The sequence below is a fragment of the Nocardiopsis potens DSM 45234 genome, from assembly GCF_000341105.1.
Taxonomy (GTDB): Bacteria; Actinomycetota; Actinomycetes; order Streptosporangiales; family Streptosporangiaceae; genus Nocardiopsis_A; species Nocardiopsis_A potens.
Genome location: NZ_ANBB01000037.1, coordinates 63,600 through 82,266, shown reverse-complemented (window position 1 = coordinate 82,266; position 18,667 = coordinate 63,600). Strand labels below are relative to the sequence as shown.

The 18,667-nt window shown below is 74.9% G+C and carries 14 protein-coding genes; 8 read left to right on the top strand and 6 right to left on the bottom strand.

Translation table 11 applies throughout. The features are described 5' to 3' along the window. Window positions 1-60 precede the first annotated feature (60 nt). A complete protein-coding gene (locus tag D459_RS0114335; RefSeq protein WP_017593707.1) occupies window positions 61-273 on the top strand; it encodes a type II toxin-antitoxin system HicB family antitoxin in 213 nt (70 codons plus the stop codon). A gap of 22 nt (window positions 274-295) precedes the next feature. After that, window positions 296-667 carry a hypothetical protein gene (locus D459_RS0114330; RefSeq protein ID WP_017593706.1) on the top strand — a complete coding sequence of 124 codons (372 nt, stop codon included), beginning with the start codon at window positions 296-298 and terminating at the stop codon, window positions 665-667. Here D459_RS0114330 and D459_RS0114325 read toward each other — a convergent pair. Next, complete coding sequence (locus D459_RS0114325; protein ID WP_017593705.1) at window positions 648-1,868, bottom strand: arginine deiminase; 1,221 nt, start codon at window positions 1,866-1,868, stop codon at window positions 648-650. The two genes, D459_RS0114330 and D459_RS0114325, sit on opposite strands and share 20 nt — an antisense overlap. 126 nt (window positions 1,869-1,994) lie before the next feature. Between D459_RS0114325 and D459_RS0114320 the strand changes: the two genes are divergently transcribed. Further along, a complete protein-coding gene (locus D459_RS0114320) occupies window positions 1,995-2,927 on the top strand; it encodes an EamA family transporter (RefSeq protein WP_017593704.1) in 933 nt (310 codons plus the stop codon). Between the two features lie 1,855 nt (window positions 2,928-4,782). Here D459_RS0114320 and D459_RS31610 read toward each other — a convergent pair. Next, on the bottom strand, window positions 4,783-6,087 hold the full coding sequence (locus D459_RS31610) for a hemolysin family protein (RefSeq protein ID WP_017593703.1): 1,305 nt from the start codon (window positions 6,085-6,087) through the stop codon (window positions 4,783-4,785). Between the two features lie 224 nt (window positions 6,088-6,311). Then, window positions 6,312-7,019: a TetR/AcrR family transcriptional regulator gene (locus D459_RS33635; protein WP_017593702.1), complete on the bottom strand. Its 708-nt coding sequence runs from the start codon at window positions 7,017-7,019 to the stop codon at window positions 6,312-6,314. Between the two features lie 112 nt (window positions 7,020-7,131). Here D459_RS33635 and D459_RS0114305 point away from each other — a divergent pair, with 112 nt between their 5' ends. Continuing rightward, window positions 7,132-8,547 (top strand): FAD-binding oxidoreductase, encoded by a 1,416-nt coding sequence (locus D459_RS0114305; protein ID WP_017593701.1) that lies wholly within the window; start codon window positions 7,132-7,134, stop codon window positions 8,545-8,547. Between the two features lie 75 nt (window positions 8,548-8,622). Here the strand turns inward: D459_RS0114305 and D459_RS0114300 are convergent, their stop codons facing one another. Beyond that, window positions 8,623-9,666 (bottom strand): hypothetical protein, encoded by a 1,044-nt coding sequence (locus tag D459_RS0114300; protein ID WP_017593700.1) that lies wholly within the window; start codon window positions 9,664-9,666, stop codon window positions 8,623-8,625. Window positions 9,667-9,817: 151 nt separating this feature from the next. Here D459_RS0114300 and D459_RS0114295 point away from each other — a divergent pair, with 151 nt between their 5' ends. Further along, window positions 9,818-10,870: a COX15/CtaA family protein gene (locus tag D459_RS0114295; protein ID WP_017593699.1), complete on the top strand. Its 1,053-nt coding sequence runs from the start codon at window positions 9,818-9,820 to the stop codon at window positions 10,868-10,870. On the opposite strand, the gene D459_RS0114290 is transcribed toward D459_RS0114295, so the two are convergent. Together D459_RS0114290 and D459_RS0114285 are read right to left on the bottom strand one after the other, a co-directional pair. After that, a complete protein-coding gene (locus D459_RS0114290; RefSeq protein WP_017593698.1) occupies window positions 10,821-12,125 on the bottom strand; it encodes a PrsW family intramembrane metalloprotease in 1,305 nt (434 codons plus the stop codon). The two genes, D459_RS0114295 and D459_RS0114290, sit on opposite strands and share 50 nt — an antisense overlap. Window positions 12,126-12,161: 36 nt before the next feature. Beyond that, entirely contained in the window at window positions 12,162-13,124 is a 963-nt protein-coding gene (locus D459_RS0114285) for a heme o synthase (protein WP_017593697.1), read from the bottom strand. A 523-nt stretch (window positions 13,125-13,647) separates the two neighbouring features. On the opposite strand from D459_RS0114285, the gene tkt reads away from it, so the two are divergent. The 3 genes from tkt to D459_RS0114270 all read left to right on the top strand — a co-directional run bounded on the left by tkt (window position 13,648) and on the right by D459_RS0114270 (window position 18,664). Next, on the top strand, window positions 13,648-15,744 hold the full coding sequence (gene tkt, locus D459_RS0114280; protein ID WP_017593696.1) for a transketolase: 2,097 nt from the start codon (window positions 13,648-13,650) through the stop codon (window positions 15,742-15,744). 34 nt (window positions 15,745-15,778) lie between these two features. Beyond that, the gene (gene tal / locus D459_RS0114275; RefSeq protein WP_017593695.1) at window positions 15,779-16,882 is read left to right on the top strand and encodes a transaldolase; all 1,104 of its coding nucleotides are present in this window, start codon (window positions 15,779-15,781) and stop codon (window positions 16,880-16,882) included. A 138-nt stretch (window positions 16,883-17,020) separates the two neighbouring features. Next, window positions 17,021-18,664, top strand: a complete 1,644-nt coding sequence (locus D459_RS0114270; protein WP_017593694.1) for a hypothetical protein — start codon at window positions 17,021-17,023, stop codon at window positions 18,662-18,664. Window positions 18,665-18,667 lie beyond the last annotated feature (3 nt).

Below are 18,667 nucleotides of genomic sequence, written 5' to 3'. Positions count from 1 at the left end.
GGCGGCCGCTCCGGCATCCTGGCACCGACGGATCCGGTGCGGGAGCAAGGAAGGACTCGGATGAGCCGGTACGTGATCCTCATCGAACCCGGCCACGACGGTTACGGGGCATGGTGCCCGGACCTCCCCGGCTGCGTGGCCCTGGGCGACACCGTGGACGAGACCATCGAGGAGATGCGCGGGGCGATCGACTTCCACCTCGACGGGCTCCGCGCCGAGGGCCTGCCGGTCCCCGTCCCCTCCACCGTCGCGGCCTCGGTGCAGGCCGCCTGAGCCGTCCCCGTAGGGTGTGCCGGTGGAGTTCATCGACGTTCCCTGGGTTGCGGTGGTGCGGGCGGTCGGGCCCGCCGCGGTGCTGTTCGCGGTCGGCGCGGTGCTGCTGGTGCGGCGGAGGCCGGCCCGGCGCGGGCTGGTGTGGGCCGCGCTGGCGGTGCAGCTGGCCGCGGCGGCGCTGCCGTTCGGCTGGCTGCTGGCCCAGGCCGGCGCCGGGATCGGCGGGCGCACCGAGGTCGGGCTGGCGATGATCCTGGTGCAGCCCGGGCTGGAGGCGGCCGCCTGGGCGCTGCTGCTGGTCGCAGCGGTCGGCGGGCTGCGCCGGGTGCGGCCCGCGGCCGGGGGGCCGCCGGCCGCGGAGACCGCGGAGCCGGTCACGGATCCCGTTCGATAGGGCAGGTCATGCAGTGCGGGCCGCCGCGGCCGCGGCCCAGCTCGCCGCCGCTGATGGTGAGCACTTCGATCCCGTTGTCCCGCAGGTGGGCGTTGCTGGTCATGTTCCGCTCGTAGGCGACCACCACCCCCGGCTCCAGGGCGAAGACGTTGCACCCGTCGTCCCACTGCTCGCGCTGGGAGGAGAACACGTCCTGCACCGGGGTGAGCACCTTCAGCCGGTCCACCCCGGCGGCCTCGGCGATCACCCGGTACATGTCCTCCGGCGGGTGGTCGGTGACCTTGAGCTCCTTGCCGTCCCCGCCGGGCTCGATGGTGAACGACGGCAGCAGCCCCAGGCCCGCGTAGGCGGTGAACACGCCCCGGTCCACGTTGGTCATCACGGTGTCCAGGTGCATCACCGCGCGGGCGTGCGGCATCCGCAGGCAGACCAGGCGCTCCGCGCCGCCCCGGGCGAACATCTCCCGGGCCAGCAGCTCCACGGCCTGCGGCTGGGTCCGCTCCCCCATCCCCACCAGCACCGACGCGTTGCCGATCGGCATCACGTCGCCGCCCTCGATGGTGGCGGGGGCGTGCACCCGGCCCCGGTTCCAGACCTCGAACCCGGCCCCGGCGAACATCGGGTGCCACTGGTAGACCGCCTCGTAGTGGACGGTCTCCCGGCGCCGGGCCTTCTTCCGCATCTGGTTGATCGACACCCCGCCGTACAGCCAGCAGGAGGTGTCCCGGGTGAACAGGTGGTTGGGCAGCGGGTCGAGGACGAAGTCGTCCGGGCCCAGGGAGTGCAGCCACAGCGAGGAGGGGTCCGCGGAGCGCTCCAGGATCTCGGCCTTGGTGATGCCGCCGATGAGGAAGCGGCGCAGCTCCTCGTCGCCCATCCCGTCCAGGGCGGCGCGCAGCGGGTCGGCGGCCCGGGGGCCGTGGAACCGCTCGTCCACCACCTCGCCCAGGATGAAGGCGCGGGCCTCGGGCACCGCCAGCACCTCCTGGAGCAGTTCGTGGAAGTAGTGCACCGCGACGCCGTGCCCGCGCAGCAGGGCGGCGAAGGCGTCGTGCTCCTCCCGGGCCCGCTTCACCCACAGCACGTCGTCGAAGAGGAAGGCGTCCTTGTTGGACGGGGTGAGCCGCTTGAGTTCGAGGCCGGGCCGGTGCACGATGACCTGCCGCAGGCGCCCCACCTCCGATGCGACGCGGAAGACCATGCGCTCCCCTCTCCTGTCTCCTGGGTTCCGGCTGCTCCGGACGAAGGCTGCATTCCCCCGGGGGCGCCGGTGAACCCGGGGGAGGCCGAAGCGGGCGGCGCCCCCCAGGTCCTAGGATGATCGGTCGTGACCGCCGAAGCAGCCTCCGGCCGCCCCGAGTACCCGGGCCGGCCCCTCTTCTCCAACCCGTTCGCCGCCGGGAGCCTGCGCGGGCTCGCCGACAACATCCCGCCCACCTGGATGGTGCTGGTCGGCATCGTGTCGGTGCAGGCCGGCGCCGGCATCGCGAAGAACCTGTTCGGGGTGCTCCCGCCGAGCGCGGTGGTCTGGCTCCGGCTGCTCACCTCCGCGATCGTGCTCGTCGCCCTGGCCCGGCCGGTGCTGCGCGGGCGTACGCGCGCCGACTGGGCGGTGGCGGTCGCCTTCGGCCTCTCCCTGGCCGTCATGAACTACGCGCTCTACCAGGCGATCGCCCGGATCCCGCTGGGCATCGCGGTGACCATCGAGTTCCTCGGCCCGCTCACCGTGGCCATCCTGGGCTCGCGGCGCCGGATCGACGTGCTGTGGGTGCTGCTGGCCGGGACCGGCGTGGTGCTGCTGGGCCGCAGCGACGGCGACATCACCGCGGCCGGGGTCGGCTTCGCCCTGCTCGCCGCGGCGGCCTGGGCCGCCTACATCCTGCTCAGCGCGTCCACCGGGCGGCGCTTCGCCGGCACCTCCGGGCTGGCCATCGCCAGCGTGGTGGGCGCCTTCGCGATGGCGCCGGCCGGCATCGCCGAAGGCGGGACGGGCCTGCTCGACTGGCGGCTGCTGCTGATCGGCCTGGCGGTGGGCCTGCTCTCCTCGGTGGTGCCGTACTCGCTGGAGATGCAGGCGCTGCGCCGGATGCCGACCCGGGTGTTCGGCATCCTGATGAGCCTGGAGCCGGCGGCGGCCGCGCTGGTCGGCCTGGCACTGCTGGGCGAGGTGCTCTCCGGCTGGCAGTGGCTGGCCATCGGCTGCGTGGTGGCCGCCAGCGTCGGCGCCACCCGCGGCCAACGCCCTCCCGACCCGGCCTGACACCTCACTCCTCCCGAGCACGGTGCCCACGGGACCCAGCGACAGCGGCCCGGGAAGGAACGGCGCGAAGGCGATCGCCCGAGCGCGGCATCCCACGGGGCGGGGGCTAAGACGGGCGGCGAAGGCGGCAGTGGGAACCGGCCGGTCGATCCGGCGCGGCGCCCCGCAGAGCGAAGGTTCAGGCAGGCGGCGACGGCAGCGGCAGGCACGGGGCGGGCGTCTCACCCGAGCGCGGCATCTCGCGGGGTCAGGGTTCAAGCAGGCGGCGACGGCGGCAGTGGGAACCGGCCGGTCGGTCCGGCGCGGCGCCCCGCAGAGCGAAGGTCAAGACAAGCAGCGACGGCAGCGGGGGGACGGAGCTTGACGCTCCAGCCGGGTGCGGCGCCTCGCGGAGTCGGGGTTCAAGCGGGCGGCGAAGGCGGCAGTGGGAACCGGCTGGTCGGTCCGGCGCGGCGCCCCACGGAGCGAAGGTCAAAACGGGCGGCGACGGCGAAGGTAGGGACAGGGCGGAGGCGATCGCCCGGGCGCGGCGCCTCACAGGGCGAGGGTTCAAGCAGGCAGCGAAGGCGAGGAGGGGCGGGCGCCGCGCTCACCGGTCCGGCCCGCACATGCTTCCGGCGGGGAGCAGGGCGGGGCCCGGTGAAGGCGAGGGCGGGCCCACCTGGGGCCTTATCCCTATATGCCGGGTTTGCAGCAGGGAACAGCCGAAGGAGGAGGCGCCCTGCACACCTCCGCAGCACCCCGATTACATCTACCAGCGAGTAGTGAGCCCCGAGACCCCCATCGCCCCCTCGCTGATTACCCGGAGTGGCCAGGGCGGGGCCCCTCGAGGAAACAAAAGCGACATCTCGCCCCCGCGCCGCCCCTGCCCGAGTTTCGGGCCTCTACTTTGCTGCCTTCCAGGCGGCTTGAACCCTTCACCACCGGCCTGATCAGGACGATTCGGGGCTTCCGGGGCCCGTTCCCGGCCGGGATGCGCGCCTGGGAATCACCGGGGTGCTCTCGCGGTGTGCAGGGCGCCCCTCCTCGCCATCACCCTGCGTATTCATCCAGTTCAGGGAGGTGCGGCGGTTTCAGGGGCGGCCGGCCCCGGTGCCCCCGGCGACGCGGGAACGGCGATCCCGCCGCCCCGGCCCACCTCGACCGCCCCCGCCCTGCTCTGCCGCACCCGACCGACCAGCCGGTGTCCCTCCCCGCCTTCGCCGCCCGCTTGAACCCTCACCCCGTGGGGCCCGCGCCCGGGCGACCACCTGCCCCCAGCCCCCACCGCTGCCGTCGCCGCTGCTTGAACCTTCGCTCCGCGAGACGCCGCGCTCGGGTGAGGCGCCCGGCCCCGCCCCTTCCTATGCCGTCGCCGCCGGTTTGAGCCGCCACCCCGTGAGGCGCCGCGCCCGACCGACCGGCCGGTCCCCACCACCGCCCTCGCCGCCAGCCTGAACCGCCACCCCGTGGGGCCCGCCCCTCGGGCGGCCGCCTCCGCCCCGCTCCTACCGCTGCCGTCGCCGCCGGTCTGAACCCCCACCCCGCAGGGCGCCGCACCCGACCGACCAGCCGGTCCCCCACCACCGCCCTCGCCGCCCGCTTGAACCTTCACTTCGTGGGGCGCCGCACCCGACCGACTGGCCGGTCGCCCCTTCCCGCCCTCGCCGCCTGCTTGAACCCCCGCTCCGTGGGGCCCGTGCTCGGGCGACCGCCCTCCGCGCCGTTCCTTCCCGGGCCGCTGTCACCGGGTCCCGTGAGGCGCCGCGCCCGGGTGGGGCGTCTCCCGCTCCCCTCCCCCTTCCCGGATTCCCCTTCCTCGTTGTGGCGGCCACTCGGCGACAAGGCCGCCGGCAGCCACTGACAGCCGTCGAGATCACCGCTCTGAAGGGCCGGTCTCCTCGCCGGCCTCGGCCACGTCGGGGGTGAGGATCACCTCGGTGACGGCGCGGCCCTCGGTGGCCGCGACCAGCGCCAGCCAGCCGCCGATGTCGACGGTCTCGCCGGGCGCCTCCGGAATGTGCCCCAGGTGCGCGATGACCAGCCCGGCGATCGTGACGTAGGAGCCGTCCGGCAGGTCCTCCGGGTGGACGCCGACGTCGGGCAGGTCGTGCACCGGGAAGGTGCCGGGCAGCCGGATCGAGCCGTCCTCCAGCCGGGTGGCGCCCCGGACGTCGGAGTCGGTCTCGTCGTAGATCTCGCCGACGATCTCCTCCAGCAGGTCCTCCAGGCTGACGATGCCGGCCACCTCGCCGGTCTCCCCGATGACCACCGCCAGCTGCTGCCGCTCGGCGGTCATCCGCTGGAACGCGGCGGGCACCCCCAGGGTGTCGGGGAGCAGCATCGGCGGCCGGGCCACCGCCCCCGCGTGGTCGTCGTTGAGCAGCAGGTCGCACCAGTGCACCACGCCCACCACATCGTCCAGCTCGTCGCCCTGGACCACCGGGGCGCGGCTGTGCCCGTGCTCGGCGAGGATCCGCGCCGCCTCCCGGGAGGGCGCCGCGGCGGAGACCGCGTCGACCTCCCGGCGCGGCACCAGGACGTGCCGGAGCCGGCGCTGGGACAGCTCCAGGGCGCCGGTGATGATGGTGCGCTGGGTCGGCGTCATGCCCCGGTGCCCGGAGACCATGGCGCGCAGCTCGTCCTCGCCGATCTCCTCCTCGCCCCGGGACCGGGGGTCCCCGCCGAACACCCGGACGACCAGGTCGGTGGAGATGCCGAGCAGCCACACCGCCGGCCGGGAGAGGGTGCCCAGCAGCTCCAGCGGGCGCGCGGCCAGCGCCGACCAGGCCTCGGCCCGCTGCATCGCGATGCGCTTGGGCGCGAGTTCGCCGACGACCAGGGTGAAGAAGGTGAGCACCACGGTGACCAGCACGACCGCGACCGGCCCGGCGGCGTCGCCGAGGAACCCCAGCGGGCCGATCAGCGGCTGGGCCAGGGTGACCGCGGCCGTCGCCGAGGCGAGGAACCCGGCCAGGGTGATGCCGATCTGGATGGTGGCCAGGAACCGGTTGGGGTCGCGGGCCAGCCGCGCCACCGCCCTGCCTCCCGGCCCGCTCGCCTCCAGCCGCGCGATCTGCCCCGCGCGCAGCGTCACCAGCGCTATCTCGGTCCCGGCGAGGGCCGCGTTGATCACCACCAGCAGCACGACGAGACCGATCTGGGTCGCATAGCCCCCCATGGCCGAGCCTCCCGGCGGCTGCCGCGTACTGCGCTTCCGCGACCGCTGAGACCGGATGCATTCCCGCTCCGGTACCCGCTCATGCCCTCGGCCGCCGCGCCGGCGCGCCTCCCGGCCGACCGGGCCGCCGCCGCACCGGGGCCGGCCGGGCCCGGACCGGTCTCCGTCCGGGCCGGTCGCGGCGCCACCGATTCAGCGGCGGCCGGGAGCGGGCGGGCCGGGGGTCAGCGGCCGCGCCGGTGGGCGAGGTGCTGTTCGATGTGCTGTTCGATCCCGTCGAGGACGCGGGCCAGGCCGAAGCCGAACTCGGCGTCGGGGCCCGGCGCGCCCCGGTCGCCGGCCAGCTCCGCGACGGCGGCGGCGAGCCGGGGGTGGTCCGCGGCGGGGTCCCCTCCCGGGGCGAACCGCTCCTTCCAGTGCCGGGCGATGTCCGGCGGCTCGGGCGGCGGGGCGCCGCCCTCGGGCATCCAGGCCAGGGCGAGGCCCCTGGCGTAGGAGGCGACGGCCCCCAGCAGGTGCAGCCGCTCGGCGGAGCCGAGGCCGAAGCCGTCCAGGGCGGCCAGCGTCCACTCCATCGCGGCGCGCGAGTTGGGGCCGAGCCGCGGGCGGGTGCCGGCCGCCGCCGCGACCAGCCACGGGTGCGCGCGGTAGGCCCGCCAGTCCTGCCATCCGGCCGCCTCCAGCGCCTCGCGCCAGGAGGAGGGCCGGGGCTCGGGGTAGGCGAAGCGGCCGGCGATCTCGTCGACCATCAGTTCCAGCAGCTCTCCGCGGCCGCTGACGTGGCGGTAGACGGCCATTCCGGAGGTGCCGAGCCGCCCGCCGAGCCTGCGGGTGGAGACGGCGTCCAGGCCCTGCTCGTCGGCGAGGGCGATGGCGGCCTCCACGATCAGCGGGACGCTCAGCGCCCGCCGTTCCCGGTGCTCCGGTGTCATCGGCCCGGTCCCCCTTCGGCGGCTTGTGGCGGTGTCCGGGACGAGTGTACGGTGCAAACCGACCTTGTTTGCACTGCAAACAAAGAGTGGCGACGACCCGGGGAAGGCGACCATGACCGCAGAACTCCGACCGCCGGCCGCACCGGCCGCCGCGCTCGCCGCGTGGCGCGCCGCCCTGGACGGCGAGGTGCTGCTGCCCGGCGAGCCCGGCTTCGCCGAGGCCGCGGCCCAGGACGGCGGCACCGCGGCGCCGGCCGCGATCGCCCGGCCCGCCACGGCGGCGGACGTCGCCCGGACGGTGCGGTTCGCCGCCGGGAACGGGCTGCCCCTGTCGGTCCGCGGCGGCGGCCACGGCGCGTTCGCCGCCCGCGCCGGCGCGGTGCTGGTGCTGCTGTCCCGGCTGGACTCCGTCGAGGTCCGCGGCGGCGGCCGCGTCGACGTCGGCGGCGGCGCCGTGTGGCGGCAGGTCGCCCGGGCGCTGCACCCGCACGGGCTGGCGCTCAGCTCGGGCGACACCGACAGCGTCGGGGTGGGCGGGCTGGCGCTCACCGGCGGCGTGGGCTGGCTGGTGCGCCGGCACGGGCTGACCCTGGACAACCTGCTCGCCGCCGAGGTGGTGACGGCGGCCGGCGAGGTGCTGCACACCGACGCCGAGCACCACCCCGACCTGTTCTGGGCGCTGCGGGGCGGCGGCGGGAACTTCGGCGCGGTCACCCGGTTCACCTTCCAGGCCCACCCGCTGCCCGCCGTCCACTACGGCACCGTCACCGCGGTCAGTCCGTCCCGGGAGAGCCTGGCCGCCCTGCTCCGCGGATGGCGGGACGCCATGCGCGGCGCCGACGAGCGGCTGAACTCCACCCTCTTCGCCATGCCCGCCGAAGGCGGCGCGCCGGCGAACTGCCAGATCTTCACCGTCTGGGGCGGCGGCGACGGGCACCGGGCCCGCGCCGCCGTCGCGCCCCTGCTCGAACTGCCCGGGATCGTCCGCACCCGGTTCGAGCGCCGCTCCTACGTATCGGTGCTCCAGGACGGGGGCGAGCCCGACGGCCTGGAGGGCGTCGTGGAGCATGCCCTGGCGGACGCGCCCGGGGCCGGCCACGACGACGTCGTCGTGGAGGAGCGCAACGCCTTCCTCCGGCTCGACGACGCGGTGGTCGACGGCCTGGCCGGCCTGGTCGGGCAGGCCCCCGGGTCGATCCTGGCCGTCCGCGCCCTCGGCGGCGCGTTCGGCCGGGTGGCGCCCACCGCGACCGCGTTCGGCTGGCGGGACGCCGAGGCGCTGGCGGTCTTCACCGGGGTCCTCCCCCCGGGGAGCGGCGCCGGCGACGTCGCCCGGCTGGAGAAGGCCTGGTCCGCGATCGGGGAGGGGCACGGGACCTACGGCAACTTCCACGAGCGCGCCGACGGCGACCCGTTCGCCCTCGGCGTCTACGCCCCGGTCAACGCCGAGCGGCTGCGCAGGGCCAAGCGCGCCTGGGACCCGGGCAACCTCTTCTCCGGCAACCACAACATCGACCCGGCCGGGTGAGCCGGGCCGGCGCACCGCCTCGGCGGGCGGGGCGCCGTGCGCACTCGGGCGTCCGGCTCCCCCGGCCGCCCGCGCTCACGGGTGGTAGTTCCGCCACACCGGGCAGCGGAGCAGGCAGGACGCCTCCGCGGCGTCGGCCCGCGGGTCGCCGGGGTCCGCCTCCTCGATCGATCCGGCGAGCCCGACCAGGTCGACGCCCGGGGAGTCCGAGCGCAGGCGCACGTACCGCCCGTCGGCGGTCTCCGTCCGCACCTCCGTCCACCCGGACGGCCACCGGTCGGTGTCGTCGCCCAGGTAGCGGTCGGCGGACGCCCCCTCCATCTCCACCACGAGCATCCCCGCCCGCACCTCGCACTCCTCCTCACTGGGCTCCCCCGGCCCGGTGCCGCACTTCCCGGGGTCCAGGACGTCGGCGGTGAGCTCCCACTCCTCCGCCTCCTCCGGAAGCGGCCCCGGCGCGGAGCCGAGCAGGACCGTGCGGCCCAGCAGGTCGCGGTAGACCAGCTCGGGGAAGTCCGATTCGTGGTAGGCGTGGGCGAGCCGCCACCCCGGCGCGTCGAGGACGGCCACGGTGTCGTACCCGCGCAGGGCGGCGGCCGCCCGCCGCTGCTCCTCCTGCGCCTCGGCGTGGCGGACCGCTCCGTCGACGAGGAGGAGCACCGCCGCCGCGACCGCCCAGGCGGTCCCCGAGGTCCAGGCGGGCGAGACGCGGAGCCGGCCGCGGGGCAGTCTCGCCGCGGCCAGCAGCGCGGCGAAGACCAGGGAGACCGGGAAGGCGAGGTAGAGGAGCCGTTCCCGGCCCGTCGACCAGATCCCCGTGTCGATGCCGAAGGCGGCGCAGAAGGCCGACGCGAACGCCGCCAGGGCGCCGATCCGGTAGGGGGCGGGGACGCTGCGCACTCTGAAGTGCGTCCCCGAGGCCAGAGCGGCGGCGCCTGCGACGGGAAGGAGGATGAGCAGGTTCTCGGCCATCGGCGCGGGGTAGCCGCTGTGCACCAGCATGAGCCAGCCGAGGACGGCGGCGGACGCCGCCGGAACGTGGACGAAGGCCGCGACGGCCGCGTCCGAGGCGCGGAGCTCTCGGGGCGGGTCCGGCGGGTCCTGGGGAGCTGCGGTCATGCCGGGTCCGACCCCGCGGCACCGCCGGGCGTTCCCTCCCGGCCGGACCCGGCCGCGGCGGCGGGCGCCTTCCGCTCTCCCGTCGGCGCAGGCCACGCGGTCCCGGCGCCCCGGATCCAGGCGGCCCCGAGAATCTACTACGCTCTGTCGTATGCTGATCGACGCTGGTCCGGGCCCGGTGGCGGCCGAAGAGATCGAGATCCTGTCCCTGCCGCTGTGGGCCTGGCAGGTGGCCTTCGCCGTGGTCGGCGTGGTGGCGCTGGCGCTGCTCGCCCGGACCGTGTGGCGGCCCACGACCGCGTCGCTGCGCTGGTGGGCGCTGGGCAACATCGTGGTCAACGCGGGGATCGCGGTCACCGGGGCCACCGTGCGGGTGACCTCCTCCGGGCTGGGCTGCTCGGAGTGGCCCAAGTGCACCGAGGAGAGCTTCGTCCCGGTGGGCACCGACCACTCGGCGTTCAACGCCGCGATCGAGTTCGGCAACCGGACGCTGACCTTCCTGGTGCTGGCCGTGGGGGTCATCGTCTTCATCGCGACGCTGCGGCTCCGGCCGCGCCGCCGGGACCTGCGGGTGATGGCGACGGTCATCCCGCTGGGCGTGCTGGGCCAGGCCGTGGTCGGGGGGATCACCGTCTGGAGCGACCTGCACCCGGCGTCGGTCGCCTCGCACTTCCTGCTCTCCACCCTGGTGGTCGTGGTGGCCGTCGCCTACTACGTGCGCTGCCGCGAACCCGAGGGGGTGCTGCGGCCCACCGTCGGCCCGGCCGCCCGGACCCTGGCCACCGCGCTGGTGCCGCTGGGCTTCGTGCTGCTGGTCGCGGGGACCGTGGTCACCGGCACCGGCCCGCACGGCGGCGACGCCGAGGCGCCCCGGTGGGGCTTCGACCTGGTGCTGGTGACCCGGGTGCACTCGGTGCTGGCCTGGGCGGTGCTGGCCGGCGCGCTGGCCATGGTGGTGCTGACGCTGCGCGCCGGCGCGCGGACCCCCCGGGTGCAGAGCCTGCTGCTGCTCGGGTCGGTGCTGCTGCAGGGCGTGATCGGCTACGTCCAGTACTTCCTCGGCCTGCCCGAGTGGCTGGTGGTGCTGCACGTGCTCGGGTCGGCGCTGGTGTGGATCGCGATCCTGCGCCTCTACTTCGGCACCGCCGAGCGGGTCAGCGCCCCGGAGGCCGCCCCGGCGGCGCCTGCGGAGGCGGTCCGCTGAACCCGCGGCGCGCCTGCGCCTCCGCGATGACGTGCGAGAAGTCCGAGCGGCGCAGGAAGCCGGAGTCGGTCGCCGAGGGGGCCCAGGCCGGTGTCGCGGGCGCCTGCACCCGGCCCTGGAACGCCTCCCGGGCCACGTGCATCAGCGCCAGGAACGCGTCCCGGCGGCCCTCCCAGTGCGGGCGGGCCACGCCCCGGTCCAGGCGCTGGTGGAGCAGCGCCAGCTCGGTGGCGGCCAGCTGGTAGTCCTGCATCGCCCGGCGGCCGCGCACGCCGGCGTTGCGCGAGGCCCAGGCGCGGGCGGCGCGCCGCCCGCCCATGCTGCTCAGCATCCTGATGTCGGCCGGCGTGACCAGCCCGGTCGGGATGTAGGGCGGCAGGTAGTGGGAGATGGCCGCGATCTGGCGGCGGCGGTCCTGCACCGCGACGCCGATGATCGCCACCAGAACGAAGAACAGCACCAGGTAGGCGGCGCCCAGGCCGTACCAGCCGAAGATGGTCGAGCCGTTCCACAGCGCGTGCAGCAGCACCGCTGCCACCCAGCCGGCCACCGGGGCGACCAGCCGCATCGGGCCGCGGCGCATCGCCGCGTAGGCGACGCCCAGGCCGATCATCGCGGTGTAGATCGGGTGGCCGAACGGGCCGATCAGGCCGCGCAGCACGAAGGTGAACGCCAGGCCGAAGAACCCCTCCTCGAAGTAGGAGGTGAGGAAGTACAGCACGTTCTCGGTGAAGGCGAAGCCGGTGGCGACCATGCCCGCGTAGATGACGCCGTCGGTGTAGGAGTCGATCTCGTAGCGCCGCCGCCACAGCAGCAGCACCAGCACCAGGCCCTTGGCGCTCTCCTCCACCACCGGGGCGCCCACCGCGGTGCTGATGTAGGTGCCGGTGTCCGCGCCGAACAGCGGCACCGTGCCCAGCTGCATGCCGACGGTGTTGAGGATGAACGAGACGCCGACCGCCACGCCCGCGCCCCACAGGAACGCGAACAGCAGCATGGACCCGGGCTCGGGCTCCAGCCGGTCCAGCATCAGGATCAGCGGGATCAGGATCGCCACCGGGATGACCGCGGCGACCAGGCTGACCAGGAACCCGACCACACCGGAGACGCCGCCGGTGACCAGGCCGGACAGCAGCAGGTAGCCGAGCATCCCCAGGGTGCACAGGACACTGATGAAAATGCCGATGAGCAGGCCGTAGGACCTGCTCCCCGGTTTGCGGCCTTCGAGAATGGCCTTGCTGTCGAGAGCGGGCATGGCCCCAGATCGTAACCGCTCCGGGGCCCGCCCGGGTCAGGTCAGCCAGCCGCGCAGCAGCGGGTCGATGGTCACCGCGGTGAACAGCAGCGCCAGGTAGGCGTTGGACAGGTGGAAGAAGCCCATCGTCTTGAGCTTGGCCCCGGAGACCCCGGCCCGGCTGGCCGCAAGCAGGCGGTGCGCCTGCACCAGCAGCACGATGCCCAGCACCACCGCGACCGCCAGGTAGAACAGGGTGGTCCCGGCGACCGGCCAGAGCAGCACCGAGGTGAGCACCGTGGCCCAGCTGTAGAGCACGCACTCCAGCAGCACCCGCTGGTCGGTGGCGACCACCGGGAGCATCGGCACCTTCGCCGCCGCGTAGTCGTCCCGGTAGCGCATCGCCAGCGCCCAGGTGTGCGGCGGGGTCCAGAAGAAGACCACCAGGAACAGGACGAACGGCGCCCAGTCCAGCCGCTCGGTGACCGCGGCCCAGCCGATCAGCACCGGCATGCACCCGGCGATGCCGCCCCACACCACGTTCTGCGCGGTGCGCCGCTTGAGCAGCATCGTGTAGACGAAGATGTAGAACAGGATCGCGAACAGCGACAGGGCCGCCGCCAGCCAGTTCACGAAGAGCGCGAACCCGCCGGTGGACAGCGCCGCCAGGACCAGCCCGTAGACCATCGCCCCGCGCGGGGTGACCTGGTCCATCGCCACCGGGCGCCGCCGCGTGCGGCGCATCTCCTGGTCGATGTCGCGGTCGATGTAGCAGTTGATGGCGTTGGCGCTGGCCGCGGAGAAGGTGCCGAAGACCAGGGTGGCCACCGCGGTCCACAGCGGCGGCACCCCGCCGGCCGCCACGAACATCACCGGGATCGTGGTGATCAGCAGCAGCTCGATGACCCGGGGCTTGGACAGCGCGACGTAGGCCCGGACATAGGCGCCGAAGGACGCCCGGCGCCCCGGCCCGCCGCTCTCGCCGGCGCCGCTCGCGGAGGACCGCTCCCCCTGGGGCACCCGCTCTACGGACAATGACACGCTGTACCTCGAAGAAATAGGGATCTGCACTGCTCGCCACAGCGGGATCCGGGGCATCTCCGGCAGCCGGCCAAGAGCCCGTAAAACCCCGTCAACGACATACTGTAGTACTGCCTGCGCCGCCCCCTCGACCGGGGCTCGCCCAGCGCCCGGCCCGGTGCGGACCGCTCCGTCCCCGCAGGGCCCGCCCCCGGCCGGCCCGCCCGGCCCCGCTCTTGCCGGGCCGCTTGCCCGCGCACCGCCCGGCCTTTCCGCGCCGCCCGCACCCCTTTGCCCCCGTTTGACCGCGGGCGCCGACGTGCCGCGTCGCACAGTCCCGTCCCCTTCCGCGAGCGATAGGGTCGTACCTGGTCAATCCTGCCGTGTTCTCTCCCCGGGAGCCGACCGGCGCCCCGACGCACGGCGCACCGACCCGATGAGCATGGACAACCTCACATTCACGGTGCCCCGGCCCAACGCCGCACGGGACCGGTCGAATGCGCGAAAGGAGCCCTGAGCCCGCGTGAACACCGACACCTCCGACTCCCTTGCGTGGTCGGACCTCGACCGCCGCTCGGTCGATGTGGTCCGCGCACTGGCCATGGACGCAGTCGAGGAGGCCGGCTCCGGGCACCCCGGCACCGCGATGAGCCTCGCGCCGGCGGCCTACCTGCTGTTCCAGAAGGTCATGCGGCACGACCCCACCGACCCGCACTGGGTCGGCCGGGACCGCTTCGTGCTCTCCTGCGGCCACAGCAGCCTCACCCTGTACATCCAGCTCTTCCTGGCCGGTTACGGCCTGGAGCTGGACGACGTCAAGAACCTCCGGCAGTGGGACAGCCCCACCCCCGGCCACCCCGAGTACGGGCACACCGCCGGCGTGGAGACCACCACCGGCCCGCTCGGCCAGGGCATCGGCAACGCGGTCGGCATGGCGATGGCCGCCCGCCGCGAGCGCGGCCTGTTCGACCCGGAGGCCGCCCCCGGCGAGAGCCTCTTCGACCACCACGTCTACGCGATCTGCTCCGACGGCGACGTGCAGGAGGGCGTGAGCCACGAGGCCAGCGCCCTGGCCGGCACCCAGGAGCTCGGCAACCTCGTGCTGATCTGGGACGACAACCGGATCTCCATCGAGGACGACACCCGGATCGCCTTCTCCGAGGACGTCGCCGCCCGCTACGAGGCCTACGGCTGGCACGTGCAGACCGTGGACTGGACCGCCGGCGGCACCTACCACGAGGACGTGGAGGCGCTGCACGCCGCGATCCAGGCGGCCCGCGCCGAGACCTCGCGGCCGTCGTTCATCCGGCTGAGCACCATCATCGGCTGGCCGTCGCCGAACAAGCAGGGCACCGGCGGCATCCACGGCGCCGCGCTGGGCGCCGAGGAGGTCGCCGCCACCAAGCAGGTGCTGGGCATGGACCCCGACGCCCGCTTCGACGTCCCCGCCGAGCTGCTCGCGCACACCCGCGCCGCCGCCGAGCGCGGCCGCGCCGCGCACGAGGCCTGGCAGCAGCGGTTCGCCTCCTGGCAGGCCGAGGCCGGCGAGCGCGCCGAGCTCTTCGCCCGCCTGGAGTCCGGCAAGCTCCCCGAGGGCTGGGAGGACGCCCTCCCGGTGTTCGAGGCCGACGCCAAGGGGATGGCCACCCGCAAGGCCAGCGGCGAGGTGCTGAGCGCGCTGGCCCCGGAGCTCCCCGAGCTGTGGGGCGGCTCGGCCGACCTGGCCGGGTCCAACAACACCACGCCCAAGGGGCAGCCGTCCTTCCTCCCGGAGAGCGCCGCCAGCAAGGCGTTCCCCGGCGACCCCTACGGCCGGGTGCTGCACTTCGGCATCCGCGAGCACGGCATGGGCGCGATCCTCAACGGCATCGCGCTGCACGGCCCGACCCGCCCCTACGGCGGCACCTTCCTGGTGTTCAGCGACTACATGCGCCCGGCGGTGCGGCTCGCCGCGCTGATGAAGCTCCCGGTCGCCTACGTGTGGACGCACGACTCCATCGGCCTGGGCGAGGACGGCCCGACCCACCAGCCGGTCGAGCACCTGTGGTCGCTGCGCGCCATCCCCGGCCTGGACGTGGTGCGCCCCGCCGACGCCAACGAGACCGCCGTCGCCTGGCGCACCCTGATCGGCAACGCCGACCGGCCCGCCGCGCTCGCGCTGACCCGGCAGAACGTGCCGGTGCTGGACCGCACCGTGCTGGGCTCCGCCGAGGGCACCGCCAAGGGCGGCTACGTGCTGGCCGAGGCCTCCACCGGCACCCCGGAGGCGATCCTCATCGCCACCGGCAGCGAGGTCGCCATCGCCCTGGACGCCCGCGAGCGCCTGGAGGCGGAGGGGACCCCGACCCGGGTGGTCTCCATGCCGTGCGTGGAGTGGTTCCGCGCCCAGGACGCCGAGTACCGGCAGAGCGTGCTGCCGCCCGCGGTGCGCGCCCGCGTCTCGGTGGAGGCCGGGATCGAGCTGGGCTGGCGCGAGTTCACCGGGGACGCCGGCGAGGCCGTCTCCCTGGAGCACTTCGGCGCCTCCGCCCCCTACCAGAGGCTCTACGAGGAGTTCGGGCTGACCGCCGACGCCGTGGTGGAGGCCGCCCGCCGCAGCCTCGCCGCCGCCTCCGCCTGACGCACGACCCATTCGAGGGAGAAACGAGAAGTCGATGACGAACCCGCTGAGCGAGCTCTCCGCTGAGGGCGTCGCGGTCTGGCTGGACGACATCAGCCGCGACCGGCTGCGCACCGGCAACCTGAAGGAGCTGATCGCCGAGCGCAGCGTCGTCGGGGTGACCTCCAACCCGACGATCTTCGAGAAGGCCCTCGGCGAGGGCGACGCCTACGACGCGCAGCTGCGCGACCTGGCGCTGCGCGGCGTCTCGGTGGACGAGGCGGTGCGCGCGCTGACCGGCGCCGACATCCGCGAGGCCGCCGACGTGCTGCGCCCGGTGTTCGACTCCACCGGCGGCCGGGACGGCCGGGTGTCGCTGGAGGTCGACCCGCGGCTGGCCCGCGACACCGAGCGCACCGTCGCCGAGGCGCGCGCCCTGTGGTGGCTGGTCGACCGCCCCAACCTGATGATCAAGATCCCGGCCACGGTCGAGGGCCTGCCCGCGATCACCCGGGCGCTCGCCGAGGGGATCAGCGTCAACGTCACGCTGATCTTCTCCCTGGAGCGCTACCGCGCCGTCATGCAGGCCTTCCAGGAGGGCCTGTCCAAGGCGCGCGAGGCCGGGCTGGACGTCTCCCGGATCCACTCGGTGGCGTCGTTCTTCGTCAGCCGGGTCGACGCCGAGGTGGACAAGCGCCTGGACGCCCAGGGCACCCCCGAGGCCAAGGCGCTGCGCGGCCGCGCCGCCGTCGCCAACGCCCGCCTCGCCTACCAGGCCTACGAGGAGTTCTTCGGCTCGGAGTCCTGGCGGGTGCTGGAGGCCGCCGGGGCGCACCGGCAGCGCCCGCTGTGGGCCTCCACCGGCGTGAAGGACCCCGCCTACGACGACACCCGGTACGTGACCGAGCTGGTCGCCCCGGACACCGTCAACACCATGCCGGAGGCCACCCTGGAGGCGGTCGCCGACCACGGCCGGATCACCGGTGACACGGTCCGCGGCGGCTACGCGCAGGCCCGCGCCGACCTGGACGCGCTGGCCGGCGCCGGCGTCGACTTCGACGACGTGCTCCGCCTGCTCGAAGAGGACGGCGTGGCCAAGTTCGAGAAGTCCTGGGAGCAGCTGCTGGACAAGGTCGGCTCCGCGCTCGGCGCGGTCTGACCGTTCCCGCCGCCCGCGGGGGGCCGGGAACGCTCTCCGCGTTCCCGGCCCCCCGTCTTCGTCTTCCCGGGGTCGGAACGGGTACGGGGCTCCACGAAAGTTTTCGCCGAACTCGCTGATTTAGAAGGGTCACCCACGTTGAGCACGGAGAACCGAGTCGAAGAGGCCCGCGCCGGCGGACTGGCCGTGCGGGTGCGCGGCGCGGCCGCGGAGGCCGCCGCCGAAGCGGTCGCCGCACTGGCCGCCGACGGGGTCCCGGCCGCACTGGCCTCCGGGGACAGCACGCTGTGGGGGCCGGACGCCGCCGAGCTGGCCGAGGTCCGGCTGGGCTGGCTCGACCTGCCGCACACCTCCCGGGAGCTGCTGCCCGAGCTGTCCCGGCTCGCCGCGGAGAACCGCGCCGCCGGGCTGGACCGGGTGGTGCTGGCCGGGATGGGCGGCTCCTCGCTGGCCCCCGAGGTGATCGCGGCGACCCGCGGGGCGGAACTGACCGTCCTGGACACCACCGACCCCGCGCAGGTGCGCGCCGCGGCAGCCGACCGGCTGCACCGCACCGTGCTGGTGGTCTCCTCCAAGAGCGGCGGGACGGTGGAGACCGACAGCCACCGGCGGGTGTTCGAGAAGGCCTTCACCGACGCCGGGATCGACCCGGCCGAGCGGATCGTGGTGGTGACCGACCCCGGTTCGCCGCTGGCCGGCCTGGCCGCCGAGCGCGGCTACCGCACCTTCCTGGCCGACCCCGACGTCGGCGGCCGGTACAGCGCGCTGTCCGCGTTCGGCCTGGTGCCGACGGCGCTGGCCGGGGTGGACGTCGCCGCGCTGCTGGACGAGGCGGCCGCGCTGGCCGAATCGCTGGCCGCGGGCAAGGACAATCCCGCCCTGCTGCTCGGCGCGGCACTGGGCGCCTCCGGCCGGAACCTGGCCGCGCTGGCCGCCGCCACCCCGATCGGGCTGGGCGACTGGATCGAGCAGCTGGTCGCCGAGTCCACCGGCAAGCAGGGCACCGGCGTGCTGCCGGTGGTGGTCGAGGGCGCCAACGCGCCCGGGTTCACCGACGCCCCGGACACCCTCCCCGTCTCCTGCTCCGAGGCGGGCCCGGCGCCGGACGGCGGCGCCCTGGTCCAGGTCACCGGGCCGCTCGGCGCGCAGTTCCTGGCCTGGGAGTACGCCACCGCCGTCGCCGGCCGGCTGCTCGGCATCGACCCGTTCGACCAGCCCAACGTGCAGGAGTCCAAGGACAACACCAAGGCGCTGCTGGAGCGGGCCGGCACCGGGCCGCTGCCCGCCGGCGAGCCGCTGTTCACCGAGGGCGCGGTGGAGGTGCACGCCTCCGGCTCCGCACCGCGCGCCGAGGACCTGGCCGGCCTGCTGCGCGGCCTGCTCGGCGCGGTCCCCGAGGGCGGCTACCTCGCCGTCATGGCCTACCTGGACCGGGTGGGCGACGCCCCCGCGGCGGGCCTGCGCGCCGGGCTGGCCGCCGCCGGCCCGGGGCAGGTCACCTTCGGCTGGGGGCCGCGGTTCCTGCACTCCACCGGCCAGTACCACAAGGGCGGCCCGGCCGCCGGGGTGTTCCTGCAGATCACCGCGGACTCCGCGGAGGACCTGGAGATCCCCGGCCGCCCCTACGGGCTGGCCCGGCTCCAGCTCGCCCAGGCGCTGGGCGACTTCGGGGCCCTGGACTCGCGCGGCCGCCCCGCCGTGCGCCTGCACCTGACCGACCGCGCCGCCGGCATCGAGCAGCTGCGCCGGGCGGCCGGCTCCCTGGAAGGAGTGTCCCGGTGAAGG